11 protein-coding genes are annotated in these 14,958 nt (G+C 53.0%); 10 read left to right on the top strand and 1 reads right to left on the bottom strand.

The genetic code is table 11. From position 1 onward, the window contains the following. Positions 1-37 precede the first annotated feature (37 nt). The 8 genes from KK062_RS26335 to KK062_RS26300 all read left to right on the top strand — a co-directional run bounded on the left by KK062_RS26335 (position 38) and on the right by KK062_RS26300 (position 11,388). The gene (locus KK062_RS26335; protein ID WP_254087371.1) at positions 38-1,435 is read left to right on the top strand and encodes a type 2 periplasmic-binding domain-containing protein; all 1,398 of its coding nucleotides are present in this window, start codon (positions 38-40) and stop codon (positions 1,433-1,435) included. Between the two features lie 40 nt (positions 1,436-1,475). Continuing rightward, positions 1,476-2,891, top strand: a complete 1,416-nt coding sequence (locus KK062_RS26330; RefSeq protein WP_254087370.1) for a hypothetical protein — start codon at positions 1,476-1,478, stop codon at positions 2,889-2,891. Between the two features lie 53 nt (positions 2,892-2,944). Continuing rightward, complete coding sequence (locus KK062_RS26325) at positions 2,945-4,354, top strand: hypothetical protein (RefSeq protein ID WP_254087369.1); 1,410 nt, start codon at positions 2,945-2,947, stop codon at positions 4,352-4,354. A gap of 683 nt (positions 4,355-5,037) precedes the next feature. Then, entirely contained in the window at positions 5,038-5,814 is a 777-nt protein-coding gene (locus tag KK062_RS26320) for a hypothetical protein (RefSeq protein ID WP_254087368.1), read from the top strand. A 46-nt stretch (positions 5,815-5,860) separates the two neighbouring features. Further along, the gene (locus KK062_RS26315) at positions 5,861-7,291 is read left to right on the top strand and encodes a hypothetical protein (protein WP_254087367.1); all 1,431 of its coding nucleotides are present in this window, start codon (positions 5,861-5,863) and stop codon (positions 7,289-7,291) included. A gap of 46 nt (positions 7,292-7,337) precedes the next feature. Beyond that, positions 7,338-8,765, top strand: a complete 1,428-nt coding sequence (locus KK062_RS26310) for a hypothetical protein (protein ID WP_254087366.1) — start codon at positions 7,338-7,340, stop codon at positions 8,763-8,765. A gap of 49 nt (positions 8,766-8,814) precedes the next feature. Further along, entirely contained in the window at positions 8,815-10,239 is a 1,425-nt protein-coding gene (locus KK062_RS26305) for a hypothetical protein (RefSeq protein ID WP_254087365.1), read from the top strand. 144 nt (positions 10,240-10,383) lie between these two features. Beyond that, entirely contained in the window at positions 10,384-11,388 is a 1,005-nt protein-coding gene (locus KK062_RS26300; protein ID WP_254087364.1) for a hypothetical protein, read from the top strand. A 72-nt stretch (positions 11,389-11,460) separates the two neighbouring features. Here the strand turns inward: KK062_RS26300 and lhgD are convergent, their stop codons facing one another. Further along, on the bottom strand, positions 11,461-12,657 hold the full coding sequence (lhgD, locus tag KK062_RS26295) for an L-2-hydroxyglutarate dehydrogenase (RefSeq protein WP_254087363.1): 1,197 nt from the start codon (positions 12,655-12,657) through the stop codon (positions 11,461-11,463). 462 nt (positions 12,658-13,119) lie between these two features. Here lhgD and KK062_RS26290 point away from each other — a divergent pair, with 462 nt between their 5' ends. Beyond that, a complete protein-coding gene (locus tag KK062_RS26290) occupies positions 13,120-13,623 on the top strand; it encodes a YfiR family protein (RefSeq protein ID WP_254087362.1) in 504 nt (167 codons plus the stop codon). Between the two features lie 8 nt (positions 13,624-13,631). Further along, a complete protein-coding gene (locus tag KK062_RS26285; RefSeq protein ID WP_254087361.1) occupies positions 13,632-14,948 on the top strand; it encodes a HAMP domain-containing protein in 1,317 nt (438 codons plus the stop codon). Positions 14,949-14,958 lie beyond the last annotated feature (10 nt).

The following is a 14,958-nucleotide window of genomic DNA, read 5'->3' as shown; positions in this document are numbered from 1 at the left end:
CCGTGTTAATAACGAACAACTTTATAACGAGTCATACATGAAAACAAAATACTGGCTTCTATATTTTATACTGGTGGCATTCGTGTCGGGATGTAGCGATGAGCAGCAGCCGACCAAACCTGGTAACGTTCGCTTTACGATCAATCCCGCCACCGATCCCCGCGGGCGCATATCCGCATCGCTACCCGAAGGCGCTTCCCTCTATGTCAGCATTCAGGAGGCAGGTGGTGGCGATGTATATACCCTGGAGCATGTCACGTTGCTGAAGATGGGCGACGCGTATATCAGCGAGCCCCTGTCGCTGCCGCCGGGTCATTACGATCTGACTGACTTCCTGGTCGTCAATGTGGCCGATGAGGTGATTTATGCCACACCCAAAGAAGGCTCGGATATGGCCGGGTGGGTGGACGACCCGTTGCCGCTGGCCTTTGGCGTGAACGACAATGCCATTACCGGATTGAGCGTACAGGTGGTGTCAACGAGTGCGTATCCACCGGCGGCGTTCGGCTATCTCACGTTCCAGGTAGGCATCGTACCCGGAACGTCGTTCCGGCTGGCGGTATTTAAACCAACCCCCACGGGCTTCATCTTTTCACCGGCACAGGTATACATTCTCGACGGTGCGGACACCATCTATCGTCAGCACGTCAGTGCGGCGCCCGAGGCCATCCTGTTTGACGGCGACCTGACCCGCACCTATACGCTGGTCGTGATCCAGGCGTCGTATAAAAAGTACACGGAGACATTTATCCTGGGTGATTTGCTAGCCTCGCTGGCCGGAGGGCCGCATACCGTCTGGCTGGAGCCCGCCTTTACCTTCCGGTTAACGTACCACGAAGTTAGCTTCCAATTGCAAGGCGATATCGACACCCTGTATATAGATTGGGGCGACGGCACGCAAGAGATCATTACCCAGCACGCAAGCGAGGGCGATCCGGAACATGTCTATGAGAGCCGGGTAAGCCACTTCGTTAGCATCTCCGGCGCCACGTTGAATAAAATCGAACGGGTGGCGTTTGTTTACGACCTCGGCAGCACCTCCGAGATCTCGCTGGAATATCTGACCGGACTAAAAGACTTCGTAGCGACCTTTGCGCACACGCCGCCCACGGTAGATTTCTCGCACAACCCCGCCCTGGAACGTATTGAAGTTGCCGTCAGTGACATTGTGGAGCTGGACCTGTCGCATAATCCGAAAGTACGCGAGGTTTCGATATTCGGCAATTTTGATTTTTCGGTACCGTCGCTCAATGCCATGATCCATCATTTATATACCACTGCCGTGCACTATAATCACATACATGGCGCGTTCGTGGCGCACAGCTTTCCGGTCTCCATGACGACGTTCATTGGCCCGCCGTCGCCCGAGGCGATGGACGAGCTTCGCATCTTGCGCGATTATTATGATTGGTACATTGACCCTGTCAATTTTTAGCAGGATACCGATCGCACGTGTCAACCCTAATCTAGTTCAAATGAAAAACAATAGTTGGATTTCGTTCGTGGTGCTTTTTATACTGACGGTCCTGGTTTCGGGATGTCGCGATGAAGCACAAGGCCCGGTCACGCCGGGAAATGTACGCTTTACCATCGATGCCCGTGCGGTGGCGGATGCCAGTCACGGCCGGATCGGAGCGGTCGTGCCAGCCGGTGCATCGGTATATGTAACGATCGCGGATGCCGGTGGCCACGATGTATATACACTGAAGCAGATCAATTTGCTTGCCCTGGCCGGCGAGTATGTCAGCGAGCCGCTGCTGCTGGCGCCCGGCGCGTATACACTGACAGAATTCCTGGTTACGGACGCTGCCGGTAACACCCTCTATGCCACGCCCAAAGAAGGCTCGCCGTTGGCCGCGTGGATTACCGATCCCTTGCCGGCGTCATTCTCGGTAGGCGAAGACGCTATTACGGGGCTGGATGTGCAGGTGCTGGCCATTGGTGAATACAGCGCCGATGAATTTGGCTATGTTACCTTCCATGTCGATGTCGCGCCCTTTCCATACTTCAGGCTTTCGGTGTTTGCCTACGACAGCACTAATGCCCTGGTGTTCTTACCGGTGCGCGTCTGTATACTGGATGGAACGGATACAATCTATAAACAGTCGCTCCCGGCGGGTACGCAGGATATTGCTTTTGTCGGCGATCCTTCCCGGACGTATACCTTGTCGCTGACGCAGCCTTCGTATCGCCAGCATAGCCAGACGTTTGTGCTGGGCGAACTGCTGGAGGCGCTTGACGGCGCGCCGCTTTCGGCGACACTTACGCCTGCGTTGACGTTCACCGCCTATGGTACTTACTTCTATACTTTCCGGCTGGAGGGCAATGTGGCAGACCTCGCGATCGACTGGGGTGATGGTGTTGTGGAGCCGATGATGACCACCATGTCCGGATCCGTTGTGCATTATTACACCGATAATCAGATGCTGCATTTTGTCAGTATTTATGGTGACCTGGAGAGTATTACGGCACTGGAATCGTACGGGTATGGGGCCACGACGGAAATTTCGCTGGTGAACCTGCCCAATCTTCTGATCTTCGCGGCAGAAGAGACACGATCGCCCGTATACGTGGATTTCAGACACAACCCAAGGATCAGCTTGCTTTCATTTCCCCATAGTGATATCCGCTCGTTCGATCTGCCGGAAGATGCGCGGCTGAGTATTGTCGGCCTGGTCGGCAACGCGGGGACGTCGGAAGCATCGCTGAGCGCTGCCATTCGTGCTGCCTACCGAGGACAAATGACGTATGGATACGAGGGCTATCTATACTTCAGTGTGATGTCCGACGGGACCGGGGGATTTGTGGGCCCCGTTACCGAAGAGTCACTGGCGATGCTGCGTGAACTACGGGACGTGCATGAATGGTTTATTTGGCCATACGAATTTTAGCGCGCGGGCATAACGTTTCTCCAATAACCATTTTCACACTAAACCCATATCGTATGAAAAAAAGCAATCATTGGATTTCGTTTGTCATGTTACTCGCCCTGGCTGCCCTCGTTACAGGCTGCCAGGACGAGGCGCAAGGTCCGACGCAGCCTGGAAATGTACGTTTTACAATCGATGCCCGTGCCGTGGCCAATGCCAATCACGGTCGGGTGGGGGGCACCCTGCCTGCCGGTGTATCGTTGTACGTTACGATCGCAGATGCGGGTGGTCACGATGTATATACATTGAAACAGATCACCTTAATTACACTGGGGAGTGAATATGTCAGCGAGCCGCTGCTGTTGCCGCCCGGAGAGTACACGCTGAAAGACTTCCTGATAGCAGATACCGCCGGTAATACCTTGTATGCCACGCCGAAACAAGACTCGCCATTGGCACGCTGGGTAGCAAATCCGCTACCGGTATCATTTTCCGTCACGGAAAATGCCGTCACGGGCCTGGATGTACAGGTACTGGCCGTCGGCGAGCACAGTGCCGGGGAGTTTGGCTATGTTACCTTTCGCGTCGATGTCGCACCCTTTCCGTACTTCAGACTCTCGGTGTTTGCGCATGACAGCGCCCATGCCCTCGTGTTCTCGCCGGTGCGCGCGTGTATACTCGATGGCATCGATACAGTCTATAAACAAACGCTGTCTGCGGGTACGCAGTATATTGCTTTTTTCGGCGATCCCTCGCGGACCTATACCTTGTCGTTGACGCAGCCTTCTTACCGTCGCTATACCCAGACATTTGTGCTGAGCGAGCTGCTGGCGACATTGGACGGTGCGCCGCTTTCGGTAACACTCACACCCGCATTGACATTCACCTCGGTGCATCACGGCGGTTATACCTATATTTTTGAGCTGGTTGGTGACGCAGACCTGATGATTGATTGGGGCGATGGCGTGGTGGAACCCATCGGAATCCAGGAGCATGTCTATGAAGATGGTCATTTGCTGCACTTTGTCAGCATCTATGGCAATCTGGAGAGTATCACGGAATTGAAATCGTACTACGGCTATGGAGCCACCACGGAAATCTCCCTGGTAAACCTGCCTAACCTTCGAATGTTTGCGGCAGTAGAGACACAATCGCCGGCATATATGGATTTCAGACACAATCCCCTGATCGAAGAGATTTCATTGCCCTATAGTGATGTCCGCTCGTTCGATTTGCCGGAAGGTGCGCGACTGAGTCATGTAGACGTGGTCGGCAATGAAGGATTTTCCGAGTCTACGTTGAATGCCGCCATACGCGCTGCTTATCTGGGGCAAATTGAACGTGGATATACGGGGTCCCTGTATCTCAGTTTAATCCCCGGTGGCAGTGGCGGATTTCCGGCGCCCGTGACGGAAGAGTCCCTGGCGATGCTACGTGAGCTACGCGACTGGTATGGATGGTTCATTTGGCCATATGAATTTTAGCGCGCCGGTATAATCCAGGGCTGCGCCACTTCGATGTTCTCTTTAGTGATCGGTTGGAAAATATGGCCACTGGAATTTTAAGGTATTGTTACAACGTATATGATGTACGTAATGGAAGGCTCCACCCCACATCCATGGGGGCGGGGCCTTCCATTACATTTCCTAAATATTTTTTCTTTAGCCGGGTTAACAATTGACGGCAATTAGTGATACATTTACATACTCCCGTTGAGATGCCAGCAAGAAAGTGTTGAAGTGTAAGAACGTTGATAGATCTTCCCGGGAGTCTCTCGCATATAGACTGGTTGTAGAAACGCTTCCTCATAGGAGGAAATAGCAGTATATAGATATGCCATAGCGTCTCTCTTCCTTCGATGCGTAATAGCAGCAATCGATAATACTTTAATCCCCTATAATATGAAAAGCTATAGTCGGCATCTTAATCTTGTTTCACCCGCCAAGGCCTTCCTAACGCCGGAAGAGGACCCTGTCCTACACCGAATTTCTCCGCAGGGTCTGTAAACAGATTACCTATTTGCCATAAAAGGGCAAGCAGCACACACACACACACAATGTGCTGTGACGGCTACTGCATGCTCTTTTCTCATGCTAGTCCTTTTGGCACGCGCGAAATACGCGCGTGAGTGTTCTATATTTTTTAAAAATTACCCTCTTAGTATGTTATGAAAAAAAATAGTTGGTTCCTTTCTTTTTGCATGTTTATGTTTACGATCCTGTTGTTGGGCTGCCAGGAAGAAGTACAGCCGGAAACGGCACAGGACAACGCACCCCTTACTGAACGTAGCGGCGCACACGGCCGCGCCGGAGCCGTAACACCCGAATTTACGTTCACCGCCTTACGTGGCGGACAAGTTCCCTTTCGGTTTTTTCCCTACGGACCCTTCACACAGCTTTCTATTGATTGGGGCGACGGCACGCAGGAAGTGATCAACGGCGAGCCGATGGAAGGCATCTCACATAGCTACGCAGCCACCGGTGAGTATGCCGTGCGTATTGTAGGCGATCTTGGAAACATCGGTGTCCTCAGTTTTTACGAGGACGGTCCCACGCGGGAGATCAATCTTGAGCATCTGCCTTCCTTGCAGAACTTCTCTATGCACAATGTGTCCACGCCACGCATCCTCGATTTCAGGCAGAATCCTTTCATCGCCTTCATCGATGTCAGCAGGACCGATGTCCAGAACATGCTGTTCTCCGCGAATGCACCGCTTACACTGGTTAACATCCTCGACAACTCGCGGTATTCCGAAAAAGGCTTTCAGGATCTTATTCACCAGGCATACCGGTCGGCAACAAATAACCGGATCGATTACGGCGGGCTCTACATTGGCTTACAAGCTACCTATGAATTGATCGCACCACTCACTCCCCGGTCAAAGGCGGAGCTACGGGTACTGCGCGACATATTCCAGTGGGACATCTACCCGAATAACTTTTAACTCCTTTCTCTTCACAGCGTCAACACAACCAACCCCCCTATATGGTATGAAAAAAGTCAGTTGGATCTTTTATCTGAGCATGTTTGCATGCGCTATCCTTTTTCCGTCGTGTCAGGACGAGGAAAAAAGCCCGATCAAGCCGGGCGATGTACGCTTTACGATCCGTTCGCGCCCGCTCGACAGCAAGGGCGGCAGAGCGGCGTCTGTGTTGCCCCCGGGTGGGAAACTCTACGTCACGGTGTTAAAAGCTAACGGCGACGTAGTATTCGACCTGCAGGAGATCCCCATTGCCATCCTAAACGACTACGTCATCAGCGAGCCGGTAACATTACCTCCTGGCGAGTATACGGTTACGCAGTTTATCATCTCCAATGGTGGGAGTGGTACCTACGCGGCGCCGCTGGAAGGTTCGTCGGTTGCCGAGTGGGTAGACGACCCGTTGCCGATACCCTTTGCGGTGTCAAACGGAATCCTGACGGGGCTGGAAGTTCAGGTCCTGCCGTTTAATGAAGAGCGTTTTACACCCGAAGACTTTGGTTATGTATCCTTTGGCGTAAAGGTGGTGCCTTATCCTTACTTCCGCCTGGCTGTCTTTAAACCGGGGCCCGGTGGCCCCGTGCTCGATGCGGCACACGCGTACCTACTCGACGGTGCCGATACGCTCGTGAATAAGGCGCTGCCGCCCGGTACGCATGAAATTGCCTTTGTGGGTGATCGCAGCAAGGCCTACACGCTCGTGCTGGAAGATGAAACGTATGGTGTATACGCGCAAAGCTTTGTCTTGGATAGTTTGCTTAACAGGCTGCAAGGCGAACCCTGGGCTGTTACGATGAAACCGGCCGTTACGATTGTGTCGGACGACAACGGCTGGAATTTCTCTGGTATGCACCTGGAGGGATGGCGCGGTGAAGTGTCGGTGGACTGGGGAGACGGTACCCGTGATGTATACGGAAGTGACCTGGGGTATAGCACCGATGTTCCGCATGAGTACGACGTTGTCAGGCACCGGGTGGTTAGTATTACCGGTGACCTCGAGGAAGTTTCGACGGTCCACGTGTATTCCTGGGCCGGCATCCAGCGGCTTAACCTCGATCATTTGCCGTCGCTCTTGAATTTGGGTATCACTACGTACACCAGGACAACGCCCACGGTACTCGACCTGCGCAAAAACACGGCGATCATGACTATCAGCGCGAGCGATAGCGAATTCCAATCGGTCTATCTGCCAGAACCTAACCACGTAAGCCAGGTCGTTTTTACCGATGGAGCGCTGACGTCCGATGGGCTCAACGAACTGGTGCACGCCATCTATACTTCGGTCGTAGCCAGCGGCGTGCGCGGTGGCCTGCTTAGCGTGGACCGCTATATAGACGGAGAGTCCGTTGATTTTGTAGCGCCGCCATCCGCACAAGCGCTGGAAGAGTTGCGTATCCTGCGCGACGAGTATCAATGGACCATCAAGCCGGGCAACTTCTAATGCTACCGGCGCACAAAAAATATACAATATTAAAAATGACAAGATCATGAAGAAGATATATGGATTCTTTTGTCTTACCCTGGTAGCCTGCGCCGTGTTATTGTCTTCCTGTCAGGAGGACGAGAAAAGCCCAGCTAAGCCGGGTACCGTTCGGTTTACACTTCGACAAAAGGCTGCCGGTACCAACGGCCGGATAGCGCAAGGCCTCCCGGAAGGAGCCAGGTTATACGTCAGCGTCGAAAACACCGCCGGAGAGCAAATCTACAATCTGAAGGAAGTGACCCTGGTCAGCATGGGGGACTATGTCATCAGCGAACCGCTGGCGTTCAATACCGGCGACTATGTGTTGACCGAGTTCATGGTGGCCAATGAGCAGGTGTCGTACGTGACACCCAGGGAAGGTTCGCCCCTGGCGCAATGGGTGGACGATCCGTTGCCCATCGCGTTTTCCGTTCAGGACAACACCATCGCCGGCCTGGACGTACAGGTATTGCCTTTTGAAGATGACCATACTCCCCAGGACTTTGGTTACATCGGTTTTGACATCGTGGTGGCACCATATCCCTATTTTAACCTCTCGGTGTTCGCGCCGACGGGTGATGCGTTTAAGTTTATACCGGTGCACGCTTATATCCTCGAGAGGGACGATACGATCTACAGCGAGGTGTTGCCTGCCGGTACAAACAAGATCGCGTTTGTCGGAGATATGCAGACTATTTATCGGTTGGTATTGGAGCAGCCCGGGTATAGCCGGTATGTCATGTATTTTTCGCTCTCAACATTGTTAGATGGTCTGGCAAGCCTGGGCAAAAGAGCCTTGGACGTTACGTTGCAGCCGGCCCTTACCTTTGTAACGTGGTCCAACCGTGGTGCTGCCTTCCGTTTCTACGGAAGCTCCACGGATGAGCTGACGGTCGACTGGGGCGATGGTACGGTGGAGCCGCTCCAGCCACAACTGGAGAACTATGCGGAGCATGAATACGATGGTAGTCAGGAACATTATTTTGTCAGTGTATATGGAAACGACCTGAGCAACATAGACGAGTTAGGATTCGCATATGATTTCGGATCGTTAGATGAGATTACGCTCGACCACCTGCCGGCGCTCAAAAAATTCGAGCTCGGGTTTGCCCAGGCGCCTCCGGTAGTAGACTTCACCCATAACCCCCAGATAGATGATATCCAGTTGATCGTGGCCAACGCCCGCGCTATCGTGCTGGCGGAAGATGCGACCGTGGGTCAAATTCTTCTGATGGGGAACAACAATACCTTTTTACAGAGCTCACTCGACCATGTCATCGACGTGTCCTATCGGGCGGCGGTAGAGGGGCGACAGCCCGTAGGCACGTTGGGGCTTGTAACGTTGTACATGGCTCCGCCCAGGTTGATCGTAACCCCTTCGCCCGAAGCGCTCGAAAAGCTGCGCGCCCTGCGCGATGTCTATGGATGGAACATCTCACCGGATGAATTTTAGCAATCCCTTTTAATACAGCATATCTCTTAAAATTCAACCCCTAAATCGTATGAAAAAAGTCAGTTGGTTTTTTTGTCTGAGCATGCTTGCATGCGCTATGCTCTTCCCGTCGTGTCAGGAAGATGAGAAAAGTTCGGTCAGGCCGGGCGATGTTCGTTTTGCGATCCGGCCCCAGTCGGGTAAAGATGGCATCGCTGGAAGAAAAGCTTCCGCCTTGCCTTCGGGCGCAACACTGTATGTCTCCGTGGTAAATGCCGCCGGTGAAGTGGTGTATGATCTCAAGGAAGTGACGCTGATCAACGTAGGCGACAACGTCATCAGCCAGCCGCTTTCGCTGGAGCCCGGCAATTACACGATTACCGAGTTTATTGTGGCCGACAGCCAGGTGTCGTACGCCACCCCGAAACAAGGCTCGCCGTTGGCGCAGTGGGTGGACGACCCGTTGCCTGTACCGTTTACGGTGTACGACGATGACGTGACCGAGCTGGGAGTAGAAGTGCTTCCCTTTACGGATGGCTATACGCCCGAGGATTTTGGCTATGTCAGCTTCAACATCACCGTAGCGCCGTTCCCGTATTTCAAACTGTCGGTATTCAAACCGGAAGGGGAGACGCTGGTGCTCACGGCCGCACATGCTTACGTGGTCGACGGCGTCGATACGATCTACAGCCAATCGCTGCCGGCGGGTACCCACGACATTGCCTTCATCGGCAACATGGAGCGGCCCTACGAACTGGTGCTGGTGCAACCCGGTTATAGGAAGTATACCCGGCCATTTATCCTGCAAGACCTCGTTGCCGACCTGGCAGGAGATCCATTGACGGCGACGCTCGAGCAGGCATTCACCTTTGTAACCCGCTGGGGCAACGACGTTGCCTTCCGCGTGCACGGCCCCGCCACCGACCTGTTGATCGACTGGGGTGACCATCACGTGCAGCCGATCTCGGCGATCCGCGACGGCACAAACCACATCGGGCATTCCTATGGACGCGAAGGTCAATTCTTTGTCAGCATCTATGGTAGCGACCTAAGCAGCTTGTATGGCCTGGAGTTCTACTATGGTGATGGCTCCGCGTTAGAAGTAACACTCGATCACGTGCCAGCGCTCCGGCAATTCGCGATGTCCTTTGCCGATACCCCCGGGGTAATTGATTTTAGCCACAACCCACAGATCTCTTCCATTGAGTTGTCGGTGAGCGATGTGAAGAAAATTATACTACCCGAGCACGCGCCGTTACACGATGTGAGCCTGGTCTACCAAACCGGTTTCTCGCAGGTGTCGCTGGGTGAGATCATTCACGCTACGTACGTACACGCCGTGGCGAACAACGTGCAGGGTGGCTGGCTGTACCTGACGGACACGCCGTATGGCTCCAGCCTGATCGCGTATCCCTATCCCGCGGAACAGGCGTTCCAGGAACTGCGGACGCTACGCGATTCCTATGGCTGGGAAGTATGGGGATACATTGATTAGCATCGCCGCGAAAAAACTCCCGCTCCACCATGCACGTGGGGTGGGAGTAATGTCAGGCCCTTTTTTTTACAGGATCATGTACACTCCCCACACAGGATTTCCCACACCCATTAGCATATAACCAACATCTCAAATAACAAGCGTATGAAGAAAATCAACTGGACAAATGGTGTCGTCATCGCGGCGGCACTCGCTATTACACTTTCAAGCTGCAAGGAAGACGAGAGCGTGAAGAACGCAGCCGACACAGACGGTATTTCCATTCAACTAAACGCCCCGGCCGCGAATGGCAGAAGGTCTGCCGCGACGCCAGAGAAGGCTGCCCGCGTATATGTTCTCGACGGAAAAGACACCGTGTACCGCCAATCCCTTGTAAAAGCAACCGACCGCATTGCCTTCCACGGCGCGCCGGACAAACTCTACTCGCTGGTGGTAAAAGCAGATGCCTTCCGAAAGGTTGTGAAGACCTTCACACTGGCGGCACTGCGAAACGAGCTCAAGGGCCGCGTGCTTAACATCAACCTGGAGCCGGCACTCACCTTTGTTACAAATGGACAGGACGAAATACAGATAAGCCTGGGCGCTACCGACGCCGACCTCTCGATCGATTGGGGTGATGGTTCCCCCATTGAAGTAACGAACTGTGGGTGCTATTTGACCCATTTGTACGATGGTCCTGGGTACTACTTTGTCAGCGTTACGGGTGACCTGAACGACATCGAATCGCTGGGCTTCTATTATAGCTATGGCAACCTGGCCGACATCACCCTGGATCACGTTCCCAATTTGTTGAATTTCGGCAATGCCTTTGCTATATCCCCCACGTACATCGACTTCTCAAACAACAGCCTGTTGCAAACCCTCGAGCTAAGCGCAAGCAAAACCCGTTATGTCACGGTGCCGGTCGACAACGACCTGTTAAACGTACGCATGTTTCTCGACTCGGGCTTCTCTGCCGCCAGTCTGAACAACGTCATCCACCGGGTATACATGGCGTCGCTGGCCGAGAACCGCACGGGCGGTCAAATGTACCTTAGCCAGCAGCCGTTTGGCTCTGTCTTCATTGCACCGATCTCCAACACCGCCAAAGACGAGCTGCGCGTATTGCGCGACAGCCTGGCGTGGGAGGTATGGCCCGATCAGTTCTAACAACTAACCGGCATAAAACAAAGAAGCCTTCCGCAACAACGGAAGGCTTCTTCATGTCAGGGCCTATACGGCCTAAAGTCTTTTCAACGCTAAGTGTGAAACTGTTTCGCCAATGGAGAGGGAAGAGGTTGCTGCCGGCGACGGCGCATTGCACACGTGTATCGCACGGGCTTCCTCCAGGATCATAAAGTCATCGAGTAGCCCCCCCGTGCGATCGCAAGCCTGCGCACGTACACCCGCGCCACCTGTTTCTAAATCTTCTTCGCGAATCTCGGGCATGAGCTTTTGCAGCGCTTTGGTAAAAGCGGCCTTCGACCAGGAACGATACATCTCGCCCATACCGGTCTGCCAGTATTTTGCCACGATCTTCCGGAATCCAGGCCAGGCTAACGTCTCGCCCAGTTCCGGCAGGTTGATCGCCGTTTTAGTATAGCCTTCCCGTCGGAACGCCAGTACCGCATTGGGCCCGCACTCTACGCCGCCGCCGGGCATCGTCGTGAAGTGAACGCCCAGGAATGGGAAGTTTGGATCGGGCACCGGGTAAACAAGTGTCTTGACCAGGTATTCCTTTTCCTTTTTGAGCTTATAGTATTCGCCACGGAAGGGAATGATGCGAACGTTTAGACCAGGCGTCGTGAGACGCGCGAGTGTATCGGAATACAAACCGCCGCAGTTCACCACCAGCTTGCCCGTGTAGGTAGCGGCAGATGTCACAACGTCTACCGTTTCGTGGCTCGTGCGGATGTCAACCACTTTCTCGCCCAGTTTAATCTCGCCACCCTGGCGACGGATCACGTCGGCGTACTTCTCGGCCACCACCCGGTAATCGACAATGCCGGTTTGCGGCACATGGATGCCCGCAATACCCGCTACGTGGGGTTCATACTCGCGCACCTCGTCACCGGTCAGCATCTTTAAACCAGCCAGGCCATTCTGCTGGCCACGGTCGAAGATGTTCTGAAGCAATGGCAGCTCATTTTCTTCTGTTGCAACAATTACTTTGCCGCACAGGGTATGCGGTATGTCGTGCTCGCGGCAGAAGTCCAGAAGCAGCTCATAACCATGAATACAGTTGCGAGCCTTCAAACTTCCGGGCTTGTAATAAATACCCGAGTGGATGACATTGCTGTTGTTGCCGGTCTGGTGACGGGCCACTGCCGTTTCCTTCTCGACCACCACCACCCGGGCCTTCGGCTGCTGACGAAGAATTTGCACTGCGGTGCCAAGCCCCACGGCCCCTGCACCAATAATTATAACATCGTACTGCACGACTATTGAAAATTTTGCGAAGCTAAGGATTATCCATTAGATTTTACCATCGGACACACCACCAACCGCAAGCCCATACGGTGGATTGCTGCGGGTAAGCATTACGTACCTTCTGTACGCTTATTGCCAGATTTTTAAGAAAGCCATCGTGTTAAAACGCGTTACAAAAGAAATTTTCCACATCCGGACGATTTAGTAACTTTAATCAATACTCGTATGAACATACTATCTGCTGAATGAAAGCAGCGGTTGGTGGCCCGGATGGCATCCGCTTTGCTTTACACCAAAGGTAGACGATCTGCAGGCATCATCAGAAATGCCGGGAATTGCGTGGTCCTAAAAATTGACTAACTTCTTGCAATACCCACCAGACGTTAGAAATCAGCGAAATTTTAAACATTTTAGATTATGAACGGGCATATTTTTGCAAGCATATCAAAGAAGCAGTATACTTACCAAAGCATGAGAAAGACTCTATCCACTCTACTCTTCTTTTTTGCCTTTCTGCCGGGATTCACGCAAACACACAAGTTCCAATCCGTTTTCATTTACAGCTTCACACGCTACGTGCAATGGCCGGATGCCTACAACCAGGGCGACTTTGAAATCCTGGTGCTGGGCGACTCGCCCATCTACGACGAGCTGAAGAACATGGCAGCCGCTAAAAAAGTAGGAGGTGATCGCACCATCAAGGTGACAAGGATCAGTAGCCCGGGCGAGATTCGCCGGTGCCATATCCTCTACGTGCCTTCGCACAAGTCGACGCAGATCGATAACGTGTTGGCCAAAGTTGCCTCCCAGCCAATTCTCATCGTGACCGAAGAGCCGGGGCTTGGCATTAAAGGCAGCGACATAAACTTTATCGTCAAAGACGGTAAATTGGCTTTCGAACTAAACCAGGCGGCAGTAAATAGGCAAAACTTAAAGGTCAGCAACGAGCTGACCCGGCTGGGCATCATGATCTAAACTAACCTATGGAAGAAAAAGAACAGAAGAAGTTGCGTCTTCGATTAACCATCGGCAACAAGATACTCGGTGGTTTCAGCATCCTGATTGTACTGTTTATTTTCGTTGTTGTCCTCATTTTTTTGAAGGGTAACGCGATTGATAGCGTTATCAAGAGCTCTAACGAAAACTATCGTCCTTCTCAGGAAGCCATTAAAGAATTCAAGCTCCTGGTAACTCGATCTAAAATGCTGGTGACCAACTGGGTGTACCTGCAAACCAACCAGGAAGACAAAGAGGCCCTCAAGCAACTTCAAAAGACCGACTATCCCGCCGTATACGACAAACTCTCAAAGCTAATGCCCTTGTGGGAGGCGGAAGAGCAGCGCCGCGCCATGGATACCGTGTTCCTCAAGTTCGATACACTCATCAACATCCAGAAGGAGTCCATCATGGCTCCGCTTCAGTCGTTTGAGAACTACGAAGATCCCATCACCAAGCTGCTGGCCGAAGATGTTATTGAAAGCCAGATCATTCCGCGTACGTCTGACCTCATCCGTCGTCTGGACCATCTTGACAAACAACAGGCACTTATCACAGCTGCTTCGAACGATGAGGTGATTGATTCGATCGCTAGCCTGAAGACCTTTACAGTCGTGCTCGGCGTCGGCATTATCCTGATCGCGATTGTGAGTGCCATATTCCTGATGCGTGCTATCACTCGTCCCGTAAATTTCCTCAAGAACGTAGTGGTCAAGCTCGGCCGTGGCGAGCTGGTAGAAGACAAGCAAGCCAATGTCAGCAATGACGAGATTGGCGAAATGGCCGTGGCCATGGACAACCTGGTAACAGGCCTGAAATCGACCAGTCTCTTTGCCGAAAACATCGGTAACGGCAACTACCAGATGGAATTTCAGCCGTTGAGCGAGCACGACGTACTGGGTAACGCCCTGATCAACATGCGCGACAATCTCGCGAAAGTTGCCGAAGATGACAAAAAGCGTAACTGGGCAACCGAAGGACAAGCCAAGTTTGGTGAGATTCTTCGTACCAACAATACCGACCTCAACAAGTTGGCCGACGAGATCATCGGCAACCTGGTGAAATACCTCAAAGCTAATCAAGGTGCGCTCTACATTGTAGACGACGCGGCGGCCGACGAAGAAACTACCATGTCCATGAAGGCATGTTATGCCTGGGACAAGAAGAAATACCTCAACCATAAGATTCATCGTGGCGAAGGCCGGGCCGGCCCCGCCCGGCCGCCGGGGGCCCCCCGATACATTGAGGGACGACCACAGGCGCAAATAAACAACTCACCCGGCCCCCCCACTTTGGGGGGGTGATATCCGGGGG

The organism is Dawidia cretensis, assembly GCF_018598175.1.
GTDB lineage: Bacteria > Bacteroidota > Bacteroidia > Cytophagales > Cyclobacteriaceae > Ohtaekwangia > Ohtaekwangia cretensis.
This window is presented reverse-complemented; position numbering and strand designations above follow the sequence as displayed.